At 60.9% G+C, this 18,455-nt stretch carries 13 protein-coding genes and 1 pseudogene; 7 read left to right on the top strand and 7 right to left on the bottom strand.

Going from position 1 to position 18,455, the window contains the following annotated elements; all coding sequences use genetic code 11:
- Positions 1-42: 42 nt before the first annotated feature.
- Positions 43-333, bottom strand: coding sequence for a muconolactone Delta-isomerase (gene catC, locus DM807_RS15220; RefSeq protein ID WP_003256111.1), 291 nt, complete (start codon positions 331-333; stop codon positions 43-45).
- Between the two features lie 21 nt (positions 334-354).
- Positions 355-1,476 (bottom strand): muconate cycloisomerase family protein, encoded by a 1,122-nt coding sequence (locus DM807_RS15215; RefSeq protein WP_060515537.1) that lies wholly within the window; start codon positions 1,474-1,476, stop codon positions 355-357.
- A gap of 135 nt (positions 1,477-1,611) precedes the next feature.
- On the opposite strand from DM807_RS15215, the gene catR reads away from it, so the two are divergent.
- Positions 1,612-2,484 carry an HTH-type transcriptional regulator CatR gene (gene catR, locus DM807_RS15210; protein WP_012271853.1) on the top strand — a complete coding sequence of 291 codons (873 nt, stop codon included), beginning with the start codon at positions 1,612-1,614 and terminating at the stop codon, positions 2,482-2,484.
- A gap of 373 nt (positions 2,485-2,857) precedes the next feature.
- Here the strand turns inward: catR and DM807_RS15205 are convergent.
- The 3 genes and pseudogenes from DM807_RS15205 to DM807_RS15195 all read right to left on the bottom strand — a co-directional run bounded on the left by DM807_RS15205 (position 2,858) and on the right by DM807_RS15195 (position 8,723).
- Positions 2,858-6,069, bottom strand: a pseudogene (locus DM807_RS15205) (T6SS effector BTH_I2691 family protein).
- Positions 6,070-6,211: 142 nt separating this feature from the next.
- The gene (locus DM807_RS15200) at positions 6,212-7,615 is read right to left on the bottom strand and encodes an amino acid permease (protein WP_060494637.1); all 1,404 of its coding nucleotides are present in this window, start codon (positions 7,613-7,615) and stop codon (positions 6,212-6,214) included.
- 76 nt (positions 7,616-7,691) lie between these two features.
- Positions 7,692-8,723 carry an arginase family protein gene (locus tag DM807_RS15195; protein WP_179027513.1) on the bottom strand — a complete coding sequence of 344 codons (1,032 nt, stop codon included), beginning with the start codon at positions 8,721-8,723 and terminating at the stop codon, positions 7,692-7,694.
- A 124-nt stretch (positions 8,724-8,847) separates the two neighbouring features.
- On the opposite strand from DM807_RS15195, the gene DM807_RS15190 reads away from it, so the two are divergent.
- Positions 8,848-9,330, top strand: coding sequence for an Lrp/AsnC family transcriptional regulator (locus DM807_RS15190; RefSeq protein ID WP_060494639.1), 483 nt, complete (start codon positions 8,848-8,850; stop codon positions 9,328-9,330).
- 38 nt (positions 9,331-9,368) lie between these two features.
- On the opposite strand, the gene DM807_RS15185 is transcribed toward DM807_RS15190, so the two are convergent.
- Positions 9,369-10,280 carry a LysR substrate-binding domain-containing protein gene (locus DM807_RS15185; RefSeq protein ID WP_012271847.1) on the bottom strand — a complete coding sequence of 304 codons (912 nt, stop codon included), beginning with the start codon at positions 10,278-10,280 and terminating at the stop codon, positions 9,369-9,371.
- 97 nt (positions 10,281-10,377) lie between these two features.
- On the opposite strand from DM807_RS15185, the gene DM807_RS15180 reads away from it, so the two are divergent.
- The 5 genes from DM807_RS15180 (at position 10,378) to DM807_RS15160 (ending at position 16,851) form a co-directional block, all read left to right on the top strand.
- Complete coding sequence (locus tag DM807_RS15180) at positions 10,378-11,469, top strand: tartrate dehydrogenase (RefSeq protein ID WP_069943397.1); 1,092 nt, start codon at positions 10,378-10,380, stop codon at positions 11,467-11,469.
- Positions 11,470-11,663: 194 nt separating this feature from the next.
- The gene (locus DM807_RS15175; protein ID WP_012271845.1) at positions 11,664-13,262 is read left to right on the top strand and encodes a BCCT family transporter; all 1,599 of its coding nucleotides are present in this window, start codon (positions 11,664-11,666) and stop codon (positions 13,260-13,262) included.
- Positions 13,263-13,382: 120 nt separating this feature from the next.
- Positions 13,383-14,504: an aromatic ring-hydroxylating oxygenase subunit alpha gene (locus tag DM807_RS15170; protein ID WP_012271844.1), complete on the top strand. Its 1,122-nt coding sequence runs from the start codon at positions 13,383-13,385 to the stop codon at positions 14,502-14,504.
- 78 nt (positions 14,505-14,582) lie between these two features.
- Entirely contained in the window at positions 14,583-15,554 is a 972-nt protein-coding gene (locus tag DM807_RS15165; protein ID WP_179027512.1) for a PDR/VanB family oxidoreductase, read from the top strand.
- A gap of 217 nt (positions 15,555-15,771) precedes the next feature.
- On the top strand, positions 15,772-16,851 hold the full coding sequence (locus tag DM807_RS15160) for a helix-turn-helix domain-containing protein (protein ID WP_012271842.1): 1,080 nt from the start codon (positions 15,772-15,774) through the stop codon (positions 16,849-16,851).
- 5 nt (positions 16,852-16,856) lie between these two features.
- Here the strand turns inward: DM807_RS15160 and DM807_RS15155 are convergent, their stop codons facing one another.
- Positions 16,857-18,383, bottom strand: coding sequence for a Fic family protein (locus DM807_RS15155; protein WP_012271841.1), 1,527 nt, complete (start codon positions 18,381-18,383; stop codon positions 16,857-16,859).
- Between the last annotated feature and the right edge of the window lie 72 nt (positions 18,384-18,455).

Here is an 18,455-nt window from a genome sequence, read left to right as displayed (position 1 = left end):
GTGCTTACCTCATATTGTTCTTGTCAGGTAGACAGGTGCGAATCAGCGGTCGTCGCTGTGGATCGACGAGGGATGCCGGCACAGGCCGTCGACCTCGATGTCCATGTACGGGAACAGTGGCAGCTGCATCAGCGTGTCATGCAGCGCCTCGACGCTGGGCACATCGAATACGCTGTAGTTGGCGTAGTGCCCGGCAATGCGCCACAGATGGCGCCAGGTGCCTTCGCGCTGCAGGCGCTGGGCCAGTTCCTTTTCGTCGGCCTTGAGCTGGGCGGCCTTGGCCGGGTCCATGTCGACCGGCAGTTTCACGGTCATCTTCACGTGGAACAGCATGGTTATCTCCTTGCTTGCTTATCAGCGACGGGCGAAGCGCGCCAGGCGCTGTTCGTCCAGGGTCAGGCCCAGGCCTGGGGTACGGGGGATGTGCAGTTGGAAGTCGCGGTACTGCGGCGGCTCGTTGACGATTTCCTCGGTCAACAGCAGTGGCCCGAACAGCTCTGTGCCCCAGGTGAGCTGGCGCAGCGTGAGGAAGGCATGGGCCGAGGCCAAGGTGCCGATCGAGCCCTCGAGCATGGTGCCGCCGTACAAGGCGATGCCGGCGGCCTCGGCGATCTGCGCGGTGCGCAGCACGGCGCGCGGGCCACCGTTCTTGGCGATTTTTAGGGCGAAGATGCTGGCGGCGCCGTCGGCGGCCAGGCTGAAGGCGTCTTCGACGCTTTCGATCGACTCATCGGCCATGATCGGTGCCGGGCTGCGCTGGTTCAGGCGCACCTGGCCACCGCGATTGATGCGCGAAATCGGTTGCTCGATCAGGTCGATGCCGTTGTCGCCCAGTACCTGGCAGGCGCGAATGGCCTGGGACTCGTCCCAGTATTGGTTGACGTCGACACGCACGCTGGCGCTGTCGCCCAGCTCACGCTTGATCGCCACCACGTGTTTGAGGTCCTGCTCCACCGGGTTGGCGCCGATCTTCAGCTTGAACACACGGTGGCGGCGGATTTCCAGCATGTGCTGAGCTTCGGCGATGTCGCGGGCGGTGTCGCCGCTGGCCAGGGTCCAGGCCACTTCCAGGCTGTCACGCACACGGCCGCCCAACAGCTCGCTGACCGGCAGGCCCAGGCGCTTGCCTTGGGCGTCGAGCAAGGCGCTTTCGAGGCCGGACTTGGCAAAGGTGTTGCCCTTGGCCAGCTTGTCCAGCTTGAGCATGGCGGCATTGATGTTGTCTGCCGGCAGGCCGATCAGCGCAGGCGCCAGGTGCGCGTCGATATTGGCCTTGATGCCCTCGGGGCTTTCGTAGCCATAGGCCAGGCCGCCGATGGTGGTGGCCTCACCGATACCTTCCACGCCATCGCTGCAGCGCACGCGCAATACCACCAGGGTCTGCTGCTGCATGGTGTGCATTGCCAGCTTGTGCGGGCGAATGGTCGGCAGGTCGACGATAATTGCCTCTATACGTTCAATCAGCGCACTTGTCATTGTTGCCAGGTCCCGTCAGATCGGGCTGCCAGTTGCAGGCCCGAATGGTGCATTTACTTGATTGTTCAAGGATTGCGCGAGACCCTGATGACAGTCCAATATCAAATGAATCTCCCACCATACCCTGGAGGTCTGATGGAGCTGCGCCACCTGCGTTACTTCAAGGTTCTGGCCGAGACCCTGAACTTCACCCGCGCCGCCGAGTTGCTGCACATCGCTCAACCGCCGTTGAGCCGGCAGATCAGCCAGCTGGAGGACCAGCTCGGCACCCTGCTGGTGGTGCGCGAACGCCCGCTGCGGCTGACCGAAGCGGGTCGCTTCTTCTACGAGCAGACCTGCACCGTGCTGCAGCAGTTGCAGAACATCAGCGACAACACTCGTCGTATTGGCCAGGGCCAGCGCCAGTGGCTAGGCATCGGTTTTGCCCCCTCCACCCTGTACAACGTGCTGCCAGAGCTGATCCGCGAGCTACGTCAGGACAGCGAGCTGGAGCTGGGCTTGAGCGAGATGACCACGCTGCAGCAAGTGGAAGCGTTGAAGACCGGGCGCATCGACATCGCCTTCGGGCGCATTCGCATCGATGACGCGGCCATTCAGCAACAGGTACTGCGCGAAGACCCGCTGGTGGCCGTACTGCCCAAGGGTCACCCGCTGGCGGGTAGCCCGCTCAGCCTGGCCCAGCTGGCGGGCGAAGCGTTCATCCTCTACCCGGCCAACCCTCGGCCCAGTTATGCCGACCATGTGCTGGCGCTGTTCGCGCAGCACGGCATGAGTATCCGCGTCAGCCAATGGGCCAACGAACTGCAGACCGCTATCGGCCTGGTGGCTGTAGGTGTAGGGATAACCCTGGTGCCGGCGTCGGTACAGCAGCAGCATCGCACCGATATCGAGTATGTCGGTTTGCTGGATAGCGGCGCGGTCAGCCCGATCATCCTTAGCCGGCGCAAGGGGGATGTGAGCCCGGTGGTGCAGCGGTGCCTGGCGTTGATTGCGCAGCAGGCAGTCTGAGTGAACAGCACAGGGCCTTGGGGGCAAGCGTTTTAGCGGACATCGTTTGTTGCGGGTGCACTGCGAGATTCAAGGTCGATTTCCGTTGGCCACCGGACCTTGGGCGCTAGGCGATGCATGGGGCTAAGACCATCGTCATCGTTCCAGTCCCGGGGTGGGTGGACGAATTTTGGTAGGGCGTCAGGGCCTCAGCAAAGCCACGACTCCTCTTAAGCTGAACGTTGATCTTGGTAGTTCTAGATACACGTCATCATAGTAATTGGGTGATGGCCTTACATTTTTCACGTCGCATCTGAGATCAGGTATTTCTCTGACATGGGGCAAATCGTAGCTCCACCCAAGCGACCGCTCCCATTGAGTTTTTGATCCGCGATTAATCATTTTCCCCTCGCTCACATACCTCTAGGTAAGCACTCGGAATAGTCCGATCTAGCCAATACATGACCAACAGCGTTGCTCCAGTTATTGTGTGCTTCCCGACAGTGGGCATAAGCTCCACTACGCCTGAAACCTCCAACCAGCAAACACCGTTCTGCTCACTATATTTTCGCTGTTTTATTACTATAGAATCAGCTTTATAGTCGGGTATCCTTGGTGGGGTGAAACTAGAAAATCTTGTAGATTTCGATAACTCCTCTTAGTGATAGCGTGAAAGTCATCAACAACAATGGTCTCTCCACCTTTGTACTCAGGAAACTCTCCGTCGCCGACGCGGTGGACAATTAGAACCCAGCGAAAAGCAGAAGCACCATCTCTATAGTTTGGCAAAACCACCTGAAATCTAAGTTTTTGCTCTGTCACCAGACCCACTAGACCTCCAATTTTCGGCGCTGCGGGATCTGTTACCATGCTCGACTCAAAATTTAACTTCGCCTTAACACCAAGAACTGCTGCATTAAGCTCTGCAAACGCAATATCTGCGTATTCAGGCGCATCCCAATGTACTGCCGGTGCTTCATCTCCTTTTCCAAACCAGCAGCGCCTTGCCCAACGCTCCAATGCTGAAGATCTATTTTTTTCAGCCTGCTTGCTCAATGCAAATGCAGTCAAGCTCAATATTACAGCGAGGCCTAAAGGTCCTAAAATTAGCGATTTAAATACGGCACCAGCAAAAGCCACAGCACCTATTCCGTAGAATACAGCAGAAGTAGCATGAAGAATCCGCGCTGTTTTATCCCCCGCTGCCGAAGCTCGCTTGGCGGCGGATATTGCTTGTGCGGTATCGAAAACTCCGGCTACTGCACTGAACAAGGCGCCGAACTTAACGAGCGCTACTCCAACTGCTGGTACGCCGCGGGTCCAAGGCGCTTTTATATAACCAGCGCTGGAGCGCATAACGAGTCCAACCAGTTCAATCTGCCCTCCCAATATCCCCAGCTGCGCTCCCTGCAGCGCCAGCTTGGCCTCATGCGCTTTCGGTCCAATCTCCTCCTCCGCTTTTTCCTGATTCCTGACCAGGCTGTCGTATTGAAAGTACAGCCCTCCAATTGCCAGCAGTACTTCCCAACTTCCCGCCACACCGCGCAAGCCGCGAAAGCCGGTTCGCACCAACTGCGCCGCCTGCTGCGAAGTGATCCTCATCCCCTGCAACACCTTGCGCGCATTCGCCTCCAGCGTCCCCGCCGCCACCGAGACATCCACCAAGGCTATCTGTGCCGCGCTGCTGGCCTGAGTCACCTTCATATTGGCCTCTTCAAACAACCGGCCACGCACCTCTTCAGCCGTGCCTTCGACCCACACCGTCACGCTGATCATGGTGTTGGTGAACCGTGGGTCGAGCACTGCCAGGCTCATCAACCCATGCTGGATGATCGGGCGCACCTTGCGGAACGCCTTCATCGAGCCAAATTCGAAGTCATCGATGCTGCGATGCATCCGGTCCCGTGCCTCGGCGATAGAGGCATTGGCCTTGTGCTGCAATTCGCGCAGGTGGGCACTTTGCAAGGCGTAGTACTCGCCCAGCTTCATCTTCACTTCCAGTTCGATCAGGTGCACGCCGTTGTAGAGGAACTGCGTCGCGCTGTTCAGGTGCCGCACCGCTTTTTGAATGCCAGGGAGCACGTTGGGCGCCAGGCGCTGGCTGGCCGCGTTGAGCGCGCTCTGCGTTTCGGCGATGGCCTGTTTGAGGGTGTTGCGCATGCGCAGGCCCGCGTCGTCGCTGGCAATGATCTTGCTCAAGATGCCGTAGAGCTTGTCGCTGTCGTTCCAGTTGATGGCTTCGGCAGCGGTAAAACTGGGCAGCAGCCCGGCCAGCAATGCACGGTCCCGCATCAACAACGCGCGGTAAGGTGGGCTGTCGGGGTCTTGCAGCCATTTCAGCCAGAGCGTTTCGCTGGTGCCGGCCGCTGGCACCGTACCAAGCACCACGGCCTCGGTAATACCGCCCCCCAGGCACAACGCCATGGTCTTGGCATACGCCACGCCAGACTCACGATGATCACCGTCGTAATCGTACTGCTCGGCCACCTTGAACATGGGCGTGTCGAACAGTGCGGCATACGCACGGGCGTCCTTGTCGATGTAGCGCTGGAACTCGGCTTCCTGCTGGTCGTACTCGGCCTGGAACGCCGCCCGTTGCGGTTCGTGGTAGCGCTCTTCAAGCCGCTCGTCACTTTCCAGCTGCGCACGCTCGACCAGGCGCTGACGCTCTACTGCCGGATCCACGAACACCGGAGGCCCGTCGCCGGTCATTGGCTCCAGCGACGGTATTTTCTGTGCCGCCCACTGCCGGTGCGTCGCGCGAATGATCTGCAGAATTTGTGAAGTCTGCAGTTGATACGCCCGCATGGGCTCTTCGCGCCAGACCTGGCGTTTCACCACCCAGTTCAGCCGTTGATGGTTGTACTCCTGAATCAAGCCAACCGTATCGTCGAGCACCACCGCCAGCACGCCGTTTTCCAGCGTGTGCCGGTTCATCGCGTTGACCAGATACCCCTTCAGGGCGAACCGGCGTAGCCAACGGCTGTGAAAGCCATGCGCACTGTCGAACGGCGAACACCCGTGCTGCGCGTACTCAAGTACCTCCTTGTCGATTTGCAGGTTGTCAGGCGTCATGGCGATGCCCAGCAATTCAGGGTTGTTGCGCGCCTGGGTCAGGTCCAAACCCTCAAAGCGATGTGCAGGTGCCGTGCCGCGTTTGTAGGCATTCAGCACGCTCACCGGCCAAGGGTCGCTCGAAAAGGCCAGCCAGGCACTGCCATAGCGGTCGGTATCGATGTTCAGGAAAGATGAGGGAATGTCGTGGTTTTCATTCACGCACTTTTCGGGGAGTGGTGCGGGCAGGCCGTCGGAAGGTTCATAGGGGTTGAAGCGGCGCAGGTGGCCCTGCTCGCTGACTTCGTAGGCATGCCAGACCTGTTGGTCCAGCAGCACGTACAGGTAGCCCATGCGCAAGGTGCGCAGGCCCATTTTCGTCGAAACATGTAGGCTGCCGGCAACAGTGGTGACACAACCAGGACGTGCATCCGGCACTAAGGCGCGGCGCAGTGGCAGAATCGGCAGGCCTTGCCGCTCGCAGGACATGCACTGGTCGTGCGGCAGCCCGGCTTCGGCTACCGCAATGGCGATACGTTGGCTAAGGGGCATAAGCGACCTCGCGTAGAAAGGGACCCTGATGGTCCCTGAACCCTAACGAGGAATCGCTTGCCGGAGGCTCAGTGGGCTTCCTAAAAACCTGTAGGAAACTTCTCTAAATCAACCACTGGACGGTCACGCCACTGTCGGCTCATTAATTGTGCTCACGGCGACGATGGTAAGCCACCAGCAAAAACACGAACCACAACGGCATCACGCATAGCGCCAACCGGGTATCCGGCTGCAGCGCCAGCAGCACCAGCACAAAGCCGAGAAAGCCCAAGGTCGTGACTGCCATCGGCACCCCGCCCGGCAACTTGAACAGCGAGGCGTCGTGCGCAGCTGGGTTGCGTCTGCGATAAGCCAGGTACGCAGCAAGGATCATCGACCAGGTGAAGATCACCAAAATCGCCGACACCGTCGAGATCAGCGTGAACACGGTCATCACCTCGGGAATGATGAACAGCAAGCTCAACCCGATCAACATGCACACCCCGGAAAACACCAGGCTGTACACCGGCACGCTCAGTGCCGAAAGCCTGGCGAACAGGGCCGGTGCGTTACGCCGCTCGGCCAGGCCGAACAACATCCGGCAACCTGAGTACACCCCACTGTTGGCCGATGACGCAGCTGACGTCAGCACCACGAAATTGATCATGCCCGCCGCCGCCGGAAAGCCCGCCAGCAGGAACAGTTCGACGAAGGGGCTGCGGTTGGCCGGCACTTCGGCCCACGACACCACGCTGATGATGCACACCAGCGCCAGGATGTAGAACAGCAGGATGCGCAGCGGGATGGTGTTGATCGCCTTGGGCAGCGAGCGATGCGGGTTCTTGGCCTCGGCGGCGGTGGTGCCGATCAGCTCGGTACCGGCGAAAGAAAACACGGCAATCTGGAACCCGGCAAAGAAACCGCTGATGCCATGGGGCAGCACCGCACCCGGCGCGACCACGTTGGACAGCGAGGCGACCACACCATTGGGTGAGGTATAAGAGGTAGCGATCATCACCGCCGCCGTGATGATCAACAGCACGATGGCGACGATCTTGATGATACCGAACCAGAACTCCACCTCGCCGAATATGCGCACCGCCAGCAGGTTCAACCCCAGCAGCACGAACAGGGTGAAGAACGCGGGCAGCCAGGCCGGCGCATCGGGGTACCAATACTGAAAGAACCCCGCCACCACGACCACGTCGCCGACCACCGCCACGCTCCAGCTCAGCCAGTACGACCAGCTCAGCACAAAGCCGGCGCGCGGGCCCAGGTAATGGGCAACGATGTCGGCGAACGACTTGAAGCGCAGGTCGGACAACAGCAGCTCGCCCATGGCGCGCATCACGAAGAAGACGAAGAACCCGAGGATGGCGTAGACCAGAAGGATCGAGGTGCCGGACAGCGCGATCACCTTGCCCGACCCCATGAACAGGCCGGTGCCGATGGCGCCTCCGATGGAAATCAGCTGGATGTGGCGGTTTTCCAGCGTGCGTTGCAGGTGCCCGTCACGGGCGGGCTCTGCCGGTTTGCTTTGCTCAAGGCTTGCGGACATGTCTTGCATGGGCGACCTCTTGTTATTGTTGGTCTGGCTAGTCGTGCTGTGCCGTGGCCAGCGTGGCCACGGCTTGTCGCGGGGCTTACTGCGCGCTTTCGAAGCCTTGCAGGGTGTTCACCGCGTTGATGCCGATCTCATCGACCATGTAGCCGCCTTCCATCACGAACAGGGTCGGGATGCCAGCACTGGCGATCTCGGCGCCCATGCGCAGGAAGTCTTCACTGGTGAGTTTGAAATGGCTGATCGGGTCGTCCTCGAAGGTGTCGACGCCAAGCGACACCACCAGGTATTCGGGCCGATGCGCGACGATGCGCTTGAGCGCGTCCTGCAGGGCCAGCTGGTACTGCGCCCAGCGCGTGCCTTTGCCCAGCGGGTAGTTGACGTTGAAGCCTTCGCCTGCGCCCACACCCTGCTCATGGGCGTAGCCGGAAAAGTACGGGTAGGACACGTGAGGGTCACCATGCAGGGAGGCGAACAGCACATCGGGGCGATCGTAGAAGATGTTCTGCGTGCCGTTGCCGTGGTGGAAGTCCACGTCCAGCACGGCCACACGCTTGGCGCCCTGGCTCAGGCAGCGCTCGGCGGCGATGGCAGCGTTGTTCAGGTAGCAATAGCCGCCCATGTATTCACGCGCCGCATGGTGCCCAGGCGGGCGGCACAGGGCGAAGGCACTGTCGGCACCGTCGATGATGCGCTGCATGCCGGTCAGGGCAACGTTGGCGCTGCTGCGTACCGCCTCCCAGGTGCCAGCGGTGATCGGCGCGCCGGCGTCCATGGCGTAGAAACCAAGCTTGCCGTCGATGAAGCCGGGCTCACGGTCGATGGCCAGGTCACGCACCGGCCACACCAGCGGCAGCGCGTCGTGGGTCTTGCCGGTGGCGGCCCATTCCTGCCAGGCGTTTTCCAGGAAGCTCACATAGCGTTCGCTGTGCGCCGCCACGTAGCAGGCACGGTCGAACGCCTGCTCGGCGATGACATCGCCCAGGCCGGTGCCGAGCACCCGGGCCAGCACGGTGTCGGCACGCTGGGGGTTTTCAAACGATGGCGTTATCGCGCCGTCCTTGAGTTCCGAGCCATGGTGCAAGCGGTGGTTGTTACTAAAGACTGTCAGCACGCGAATATCCTTTTTCAAGGGAGTTACCGGGTAACCAATTTTCGCGAGAGACCGCTGGAAATGCTTTGCTTTATGCTCAACCAAACCGGATTCTTTAGCAAAGTATTCACAGGACCACCAAGCCATGAGCAAAGCTTTTGCTATCGAAGAATTGGACGAAACCGATCGCGAGCTGCTGCGCCTGTTGCAGGCGGACGGCACCCTTTCGAGCGCGGCACTGGGCGAACGCCTGTCGATGACCGTGACACCCTGCTGGCGTCGGCGCAAAAAGCTGGAAGAGCTGGGCATCATCAAGGATTACCAGGCCAACCTCGACCGCAGGAAATTGGGGTACGACGTGATGGCATTTGCCCAGGTGCGCTTTGGCAACCACTCGGCCAATGCGCCGGACGAGTTCGAGCAGGTGATTCTGAAGCTGCCGCAGGTGCTGTCCTGCCACAAGGTGACCGGTGAGGCTGACTATGTGCTGACCGTGCTGGCGACCGACCTGGAGAGCTATGGGCGGTTTGTGGAAGAGGTGTTGCGCCGGCAGCCGGGGATTGCCTCGATCCAGTCCAGCCTGGCGTTGCGCGAAGTGAAAGCGGTTTCGCGTGTACCCGTACCCTGAAGGCCGCTCCTATACAAAGCGCGCGTCAGGGCCAGTGTCTACTCTGGCAAGCTATACCGCTCGGCAAAGTACTGCCGGAAAAAGTCCACCGCCACCCGCACCTTGGCCGAACTGGCCAATGGTGAGGTGTACACCGCCCAGATATCCGCTGGCTGGTGATAGTCCTCCAGCACCTGGACCAGGCGCCCATCCTGCAGGCTGTCGTGCACATCCCACCACGAGCGCAGCAAGATCCCGCGCCCGTCCAGGCACCACTGGTGCGCCACTTCGCCATGGTTGGTCGACAAGCCGCCGGTGACCCGCACGCCTTCCTCACCGTCCGGCCCCATCAACTGCCACACGCCAAACGGGTGATCACGTTCCTTGATCACCAGGCAGTCATGGCTGGCCAGTTCGCCCAGCACCTTGGGCGTACCGCGCCGGGCCAGGTAAGCCGGCGCGGCGCACAGTACCCGGCGGTTACGCGCCAGCGGCTTGGCGATCAGGTTGGGCGCAATGGCGTTGCCCACGCGGATGTCCAGGTCGACGCCTTCGGCAATCAGGTCCACCAACCGGTCGTGCACGTCCAGGCGAATGTCCAGGCGCGGGTAACGCTCGGCCAGCTCCGACAAGGCCGGCGCCACGAAGCGGCGGCCCAGGCCAAGGCTGCTGGCAATGCGCAATTGCCCGGCCGGCTCACGGTGCTGGGCACTGATGTCATCGCCCATGCGCTGCACCGCATCGAATATCTGCAGCGCCCACTGATACACCCGCTCACCCTCCTCGCTCACCGTCACCCGCCGGGTGGTACGGTGCAGCAGGCGTACTTCCAGGGTTTGCTCAAGCATGCGGATGCGCTTGCTGATGTACGCCGCCGACATGCCCAGCTCGTCCGCGACGGCGGCAAAGCTGGCGCGCTTGGCCACCTGAAGGAAGATATTGAGGTCGTCGAGGCTGGGCAGATTATTCACGTATCGTGTTCCAAGAATCCATGATTGGCCAGATTATCTCCGGATAAAGCCCTTATAGCATAACCAGCACCTGTTCCCTGGATAACGAGTGCACCCCATGAGCAAGACTTTCAGAATTGCGGCAATCCCCGGCGATGGCATCGGCAACGAAGTACTGCCTGAAGGCATTCGTGTAGTCGAGGCCGCTGCGCGCAAGCATGGCCTGGACATCAGCTTCGAGTTCTTCGAGTGGGCCAGTTGCGACTATTACCTGGCCCACGGCAAGATGATGCCGGACGACTGGTTCGAACAGCTCAAGGGCTTCGATGCCCTGTACTTCGGTGCTGTGGGCTGGCCAGACAAGGTGCCGGACCACATCTCGCTGTGGGGTTCGCTGCTCAAGTTCCGCCGAGACTTCGACCAATACGTGAACATCCGCCCAGTGCGCCTGTTCCCTGGCGTGCCTTGCCCGCTGGCAGGTCGTGAACCAGGTGACATCGACTTCGTGGTCATCCGCGAGAACACCGAGGGCGAATATTCGTCGCTGGGTGGGCGCATGTTCGAAGGCACCGAAAACGAGTTCGTGCTGCAGGAATCGGTGTTCACCCGTCGCGGCGTCGACCGCATTCTCAAGTACGCCTTCGACGTGGCCCAGACCCGCGAGCGCAAGCACGTCACCTCGGCCACCAAGTCCAACGGCATGGCCGTGAGCATGCCGTACTGGGACGAGCGCACCGCTGCGATGGCTGCCAATTATCCGGAAATCAGCTGGGACAAACAGCATATCGATATCCTCTGCGCGCGCTTCGTGCTGCAGCCGGACCGCTTTGACGTGGTGGTGGCTTCGAACCTGTTCGGCGACATCCTCTCCGACCTCGGCCCAGCCTGCGCCGGCACCATCGGCATCGCGCCGTCGGCCAACCTCAACCCCGAACGCAAGTTCCCGTCGCTGTTCGAACCCGTGCACGGCTCGGCACCGGACATCTACGGCAAGAACATCGCCAACCCGATCGCGATGATCTGGTCGGGTGCGCTGATGCTCGACTTCCTTGGCAACGACGGCGCCGACCCACGCTACCGCGCCGCCCACGACGACATCCTCAAGGCCATCGAGCAGGTCATCGCCGCCGGTGATGTCACCCGCGACATGGGTGGGCAGCAGTCCACCCAGCAAGTGGGCCAGGCCATCACCGCGCTGGTCGAAGCCTGACGCACAGGGGCCGATTGTCAGAAGTGTCTGACAATCGGCCCCTTGCCTCTTGCTAGCGGCGCAGATTGTATGCAGAATCTGTTAACCATTAGATATTAGTAAACTAAAGGTTAACAACCACGGAAGGAGTTGTACCGCTACACCCCGGATGCCTGCCGGGTATGACAAGTACGCCAACGTCCCAGGAGACGATGATGTCGCACAAGAATAAAAAGATTGATGTGTTCCTGATTACCGTGAGCCTGATTGCCGTGCTGCTCACCGTGATCGGCCTTGCAGCCTTCCCCGCCCAGGCTGAAAGCGCCGCCAACCAGTTGTTCGAGCTGTCCACCCGCACCTTCGGTACCAGCGTGCAGGTGCTGGTGTTCGCCAGTACCCTGGCGGTGCTGTACCTGGCTTTCAGCAAATACGGCAACATCCGCCTGGGCAGTGGCAAGCCTGAATACGCCACCGCCACCTGGGTGTTCATGTTCATCTGTGCCGGCATGGGGTCCTCGACCCTGTACTGGGGCGTGATGGAATGGGCCTACTACTATCAGACCCCAGGCCTGAACATCGCCGCCGCCACCCCCAAGGCGCTGGAGTACAGCGTGGGCTACTCGTTCTTCCACTGGGGCATCAGCGCCTGGTCGATCTACGCCTTGGCTTCGCTGGCCATGGCCTACCACTTCCATGTCCGCAAGAAGAGCGGCCTGAACCTGGCGTCGATTATCGAAGCGGTGACGGGTTTCAAGGCCACCGGGCCAGTAGGCCGTACTGTCGACCTGATCTTCCTGTTGACCATGATGGGCGCCCTGACCGTGTCGCTGGCCCTCACTGCCTCTACCCTGACGCGCGGCCTGCATGACCTGACCGGCACCCCGGATACCTTCACCGTGCAATTGATGGTGATCGGCGGCGTGGCGGTGATGTTCTCGCTCAGCTCCTACATCGGCATCGATGGCGGCCTGCAGCGCCTGAGCAAGATGGTGTGCATCGGCGCGCTGGTGTTTGCCGCTGTCGTCCTGCTGGTCGGCCCAACCCAGTTCACCCTCAACAACACCGCCAACTCGATTGGCCTGATGATCCAGAACTACGTGCACATGAGCCTGTTCACCGACCCGGCCGGCGACGGTGCCTTCACCCGCAACTGGACGGTGTTCTACTGGCTGTGGTGGGTGTCGTACGCCCCGGGCGTAGCCATGTTCGTCACCCGCGTTTCGCGCGGCCGGCAGATCAAGGAAGTGGTCCTGGCCCTGCTGCTGGGCGGCAGCTTCGGTTGCTGGTTCTTCTTCGGCGCACTGGAAAGCTACAGCATGCACCAGTTCATCACCGGCGCGGTGGACGTACCGAAGATGCTGGCCGAGCAAGGTGGTGAATCGGCTGTAACCCACCTGCTGCTGGCGTTGCCGTGGGGCCAAGTGTTCCTTGGCGTGTACCTGTTCATCATGGCCATCTTCTGCGCTTCGCACATGGATGCCGCAGCCTACGCGGTGGCAGCCACCAGCACTCGCAACCTGCGTGAAGGTGACGACCCGACACCGACCCACCGCCTGTTCTGGTGTGTGGTATTGACCCTGGTGCCGTTGGCCATGCTGTTCGCCAAGGCTTCGCTGTCGACCATGAAGACTGCCGTGGTGCTGACCGCAATCCCGTTCATGGTGATTCTGCTGGTGAAGATCTACGGCTTCCTCAAGTGGATGGTCGCTGACTACGGCCAGGTACCGGCCCACATCATCGAAGAAGAGGCTGCACGGATGGCCGGTGAACAACCTGCCGAGCATGCACCGCGCAGCGCTGCTGCCGTGCATTGATGAAATCAAAGGGGCCGCACTGCGGCCCCTTTGAAGGGTTGCAAATTTTTTTGCCTGATCTGTTAACCAACAGATACGCGTTAACCAACAACTAAAAACCGAGCTTGTGAGAAACCTGTCATGAACGACTTCAAACGCCTGCCCGCCGATTTCTGCGCAAACGCCGACGAGGCCTTCACCATCCCGGCCAATTTCTACACCAAGGCCGCAGTGTTCGAACACGAGAAAGAAGCCATCTTCGCCCGCAGCTGGATCTGCGTGGGCCACCGCAGCGAAGTGGCAGACAACAATGCCTACATCACCCGCGAAGTAATTGGCGAAAGCATCATCGTCGTGCGCGGCCGTGACAGCGTGCTGCGTGCGTTCTACAACGTCTGCCCGCACCGTGGCCACCAGTTGCTCAGCGGCAGCGGCAAAGCCAAGAACGTCATCACCTGCCCATACCACGCCTGGACCTTCAAGCTCGACGGCGAACTGGCCCACGCCCGCAACTGCGACAACGTGGTGAACTTCGACAAAGAGAACTCCACCCTGGTGCAGCTGCGCGTAGAGGAATATGCCGGCTTCATCTTCATCAACATGGACATGGACGCAGGCTCTGTCGAAGACCAGTTGCCAGGCCTGCAAACGCGCATGCGCGAAGCCTGCGCGGTGATCGACGACCTGCACCTGGCAGCACGCTTCGTCAGCGACACCCCTGCCAACTGGAAGTCGATCGTCGACAACTACCTCGAGTGCTACCACTGCGCCCCGGCGCACCCAGGCTTCTCCGACTCGGTCGACGTCGGCCAGTACAGCCACACCATGCACGGTAACTGGACCCTGCAATATGGCCTGGCCAAGCCTTCGGAACAGTCGTTCAAGTTCGACGAAAACGTGAAGGACCCGTCGTTCGCCGGCTTCTGGGCCTGGCCGTGCACCATGTTCAACGTGCCGCCAGGGGCCAACTTCATGACCGTGATCTACGAGTTCCCGGTCGATGCCGAAACCACCCTGCAACACTACGACATCTACTTCCTCAACAAGGACATCACCGAGGAACAGCAGAAGCTGATCGACTGGTACCGCGAAGTGTTCCGCCCAGAAGACCTGCGCCTGGTCGAAAGCGTGCAGAAGGGCCTCAAGTCGCGAGGCTACCGTGGCCAGGGCCGCATCATGGCCGACCGCGAACGCAGCGGTATGAGCGAGCACGGCATTGCCCACTTCCACAACCTGATCGCCGTGGCCCACCTCGACGATTGATGGCAACCGCTCCACGTTTTTTTGCACGTAAAGGTGCGCGGCAGGGCCTGCCGCGCGCCCAGGCAGTCGAGGTGAACCATGGCCAACACTTATGAAATGTTCAGCGTCCGCGTAACCGACGTGGAACAAGCCACGCCGCTGATCAAGCGCTTTACCCTGGCCCGCGAAGACGGCGCGGCGATGCCCGCCTTCACCGGCGGCAGCCATGTCATCGTGCAGATGCAAGGCGCCGACGGCAGCCAGTTCAGCAACGCCTACTCGCTGATGAGCGACCCGCGCGACACCCGCAGCTACCAGATCGGCGTGCGCCTGGAAGAGCAGTCCAAAGGCGGCTCGGCGTTCATGCACCAGCAGGTGGAGGTCGGCACTCGCCTGACCATCTCCTCGCCCAACAACTTGTTCGCCCTCGACCCTTCGGCTGGCCGTCACGTGCTGATTGCCGGCGGCATCGGCATCACCCCGTTCCTGGCGCAATTGCACGAGCTGGAAGACGGCAGCACCGACTACGAGCTGCACTATGCCTTCCGTGCGCCAGAGCACGGTGCGTTCCAGGACCAGTTGGCCAACGGCCCGCACGCTGCCAACACGCAATTCTACATCGACAGCCTCGACCGCAAGCTTGACCTGGCCGCCTTGTGCGCGGGGCTGGACGCGCAAGCGCACCTGTACGTCTGCGGCCCCAAACCGCTGATCGATGCGGTCATCGCCTGCGCAGCCCAAGCCGGCATCGCCGAACAGCGCGTGCATTGGGAACAGTTCGCCGCCACCCCGGTCACCGGCAGTGCCTTTACCGTGGTGTTGGCGCAGTCGGGTGTGGAGTTGCAAGTGGAAGAAGGCATGACCATTCTGCAGGCCATCGAGAAGTCCAAGGCCGCCAAGGTCGAGTGCCTGTGCCGCGAAGGCGTGTGCGGTACATGCGAGACGGCCATTCTTGAAGGTGAAGCCGAGCATTACGACCAGTACCTGAGCGACGAAGAAAAAGCCGCGCAGCAGAGCATTATGCTGTGCGTCTCGCGCGCCCGTACGGCGCGGCTTGTGCTTGATCTCTGACAAATGCGGTCCCTGTAGGAGCGGCCTTGTGTCGCGATGGGCCGCACAGCGGCCCCAGGATCTTTGCCCTGGCACACAATTGCCGGGGCCGCTGTGCGGCCCATCGCGACACAAGGCCACTCCTACAAGGAGTTGCAAATCGCCCAGGGCCGTCAACCCAAAGTTGACAAGTTGCGTATACTGGCAGGCTCTTGGCCCAGATCAGGACACCCTGCCGATGTTGGAAAACAGCTTCGCCTTCCGCCTCAAGGAACTGCTCGAGCATCACAAGCTGACCCTGCAAGCCGTGGGCACGGCCTTGGGTATTTCGCGCACCGCCGTGCACAAATGGACCCGTGGCGGCGAGATCGACTACGACAACCTGCGCAAGCTGGCCGACTTTCTCAAGGTCAACTGGATCTGGCTGCGCTATGGCGACGAGGCACTGCAGAACATCCAGCAACCACAGGTGGTCGAGCTGCCCATGACCGACCTGCGCCGGCGCCTGACCGCCGAGATCATGGAAAGCGAAACACGCATGAAGCTGGCCCAGGAAGGCGCGCGCATCGTCACCTGGGAATGGAACCTGATCAGCGACGAAGTTACCTACTCGCCCAACGTCGAGCAGGTCTATGGCTGGCCGGTCCACCACAACGAAGACTTCTGGAGGCACCTGCCCGACGAAGACGTGCAGCGCATGCAGGGGATGTACGCCGACGCGGTGGCCGACGGCAGTGGCTGCGAATGCGACTTCCGCATCACCCGCCCGGACGGTGAAGTGCGCTGGATTTCTTCCCGCGCCACGGTCGTGCGTGACAGCGCCGGCCGCTCGGTGAAAATGGTCGGCATCAGCATGGACAACACCGAACGCCAGGTCGCCCAGCAGGCGCTGAGCCAAAGCGAGGAGCGCTTTCGGGCGATCTTCGAGCTGGCCTGGGGCGCCCTCGCCTACATCGACCCGGACGGCACCTGGCAGCGGGTCAACAACAGCCTGTGCGAGCTACTGGGCTACCGTGCCGACGAGCTGTATGGCATGACCTTCCAGCAGATCACCCACCCCGACGACCTGGCCCAGAACCTGCAGTTGCTGCAGCGCATGCTGGCCGGCGAAACCGAGCGTTACGAGGTGGAAAAGCGTGTGCGCCACAAGAGCGGCGAGTACATCTGGGTACGCGCGCGCACCTCGCTGCAGCGCCGTGCCAATGGCGAGCCGGAGCACCTGATCAGCGTGTTCGAAGACATCGGCGCCGAGCGCCAGGAGCATGAGCGGCTACAGGCGCACATCGCTGCACTCGAGGCTCGACTGGCGTCCCGCTAAGCAACCTACAGGACGTCGTCAAAAGCCGAGCGCACAGCGTGCACAACGCGCTCGGCCCGTGCGGCATCCTCCAGCTCCGGGTAAGCCTTTTTCAACTTGCCGGAAACCTGCCAGCCGTTTTCCTTGAGTGAGCGGATAATGCGACTGGCGTCCGGATCGGGCATTTCCAGCACGTCCTTCAGGTGCTCCTGGGCACGCCGGAATACCACCAGCACCCGCGCTTCATCGGCCATCTCCTTGCGCACGGTATGCTCGATGACTCGCGCGGTGTACAACACATGCGCGGTCAAATCCGGGTATCGCCAGGCGACGGCCGCATCATCGTACTCATCGAACATGAAGTTGCTCGAGGTGCCGTCCGTGTAAGTGGTGGCTTTGCCAAACCGATATGACGCCCCATAGCGCTGCATGAACGGCCTGGAAAATACTTCCAGCACCTGGTCGTATCCCACACGAAACGCGATCGAACTGGTGATGGTAGCGGACACCGGCAGGATGACCCCGGCAGGCATGGCCTTGTCGCGAATCAAGGTGTCATTGATGAGAAAACGATGGATGCGGCCATTGCCATCACGCATCGGGTGGATGTACACGAAACCAAATGCCAAAACGGCGGCCCTGGCTAAAGACTCGGCACCTCGTGTAGCTGCTTCGAAAGCCTTGAGCCCATCGATCAGCTCCGCGACCTGGCCGTAATGGGGCGCGATGTAGTGCACGATGTCTTCGCGCATGGTCGCCTGCCCGACAAAAACAGGGGACTGCCGCAACCCCAGACCAAGTGCTTCGTGCCCCAATATCCCGGCCTGCAACTTGTGCAGCGATCGCTCGCTCAGCGGTTCTTCGACAGTGCCACAATACCTGGCAATCACGTGCGCAAACCGTTGGATCCTGTCCGCTTGATCGGCTTCTTTCTCGATTAGAAAGCTGGCGCGCGACTCCTTGAAGGTCAACCAGCTGGCGCTGCGCAGCAGAATGTCGGCACCGAAGGCCTGGTCGAGTTCACCCAATGCAGCCGCCAGGTCGAATGCCAAGGCATTTTGAACCTCCTCGGTACGGCGTAGCACCGGGCAGAAACCTGACGTACCCGGCAAGTTGTCGTTTACCCGCCAGCGGCGCACACGCAGTGGCGAGGTACGAACCAAATATTTATGACTGGCGACGGCATCACAGTAGGCACCATTGCCGACATCCGGCACATCCAGTCGGGTGCCTGTGAGCCATTCGTAGAAAAAACCGGTACGGCGGGCAAACTGGCCAAAAGGGGATTGCCTGCACCAGGCCTCGACCGGCTCAGGGCCCACGGCAGCAAACAAGCGCGCAAAGAACTCGAGGTGAATGTCCTCGTATTTGAGGCCGAATTCGAAATGCCCTGCAAAATTGTCCGATGGCCGATAGCTTGGGGGGTATTGATTGCTCACAAGCCCGTCGCTGTCACGGCTCACCCGGGTGGTTCCGATCGTCGATTCGACACGAAGTGGCTGCACCATCGTGATGCCATATCGATCGGCCAACGCCCTGAATCCTACCTGCATTGCTGAGTCCTTTACCTTTTGCCCGAAAACGCTATCTACTCAAAGAATTTACGCGAAAACATTAACGCCGCA

The sequence above is a fragment of the Pseudomonas hunanensis genome (assembly GCF_013393325.1).
In the GTDB taxonomy this organism is placed as follows: Bacteria; Pseudomonadota; Gammaproteobacteria; order Pseudomonadales; family Pseudomonadaceae; genus Aquipseudomonas; species Aquipseudomonas putida_P.
This window is presented reverse-complemented; position numbering and strand designations above follow the sequence as displayed.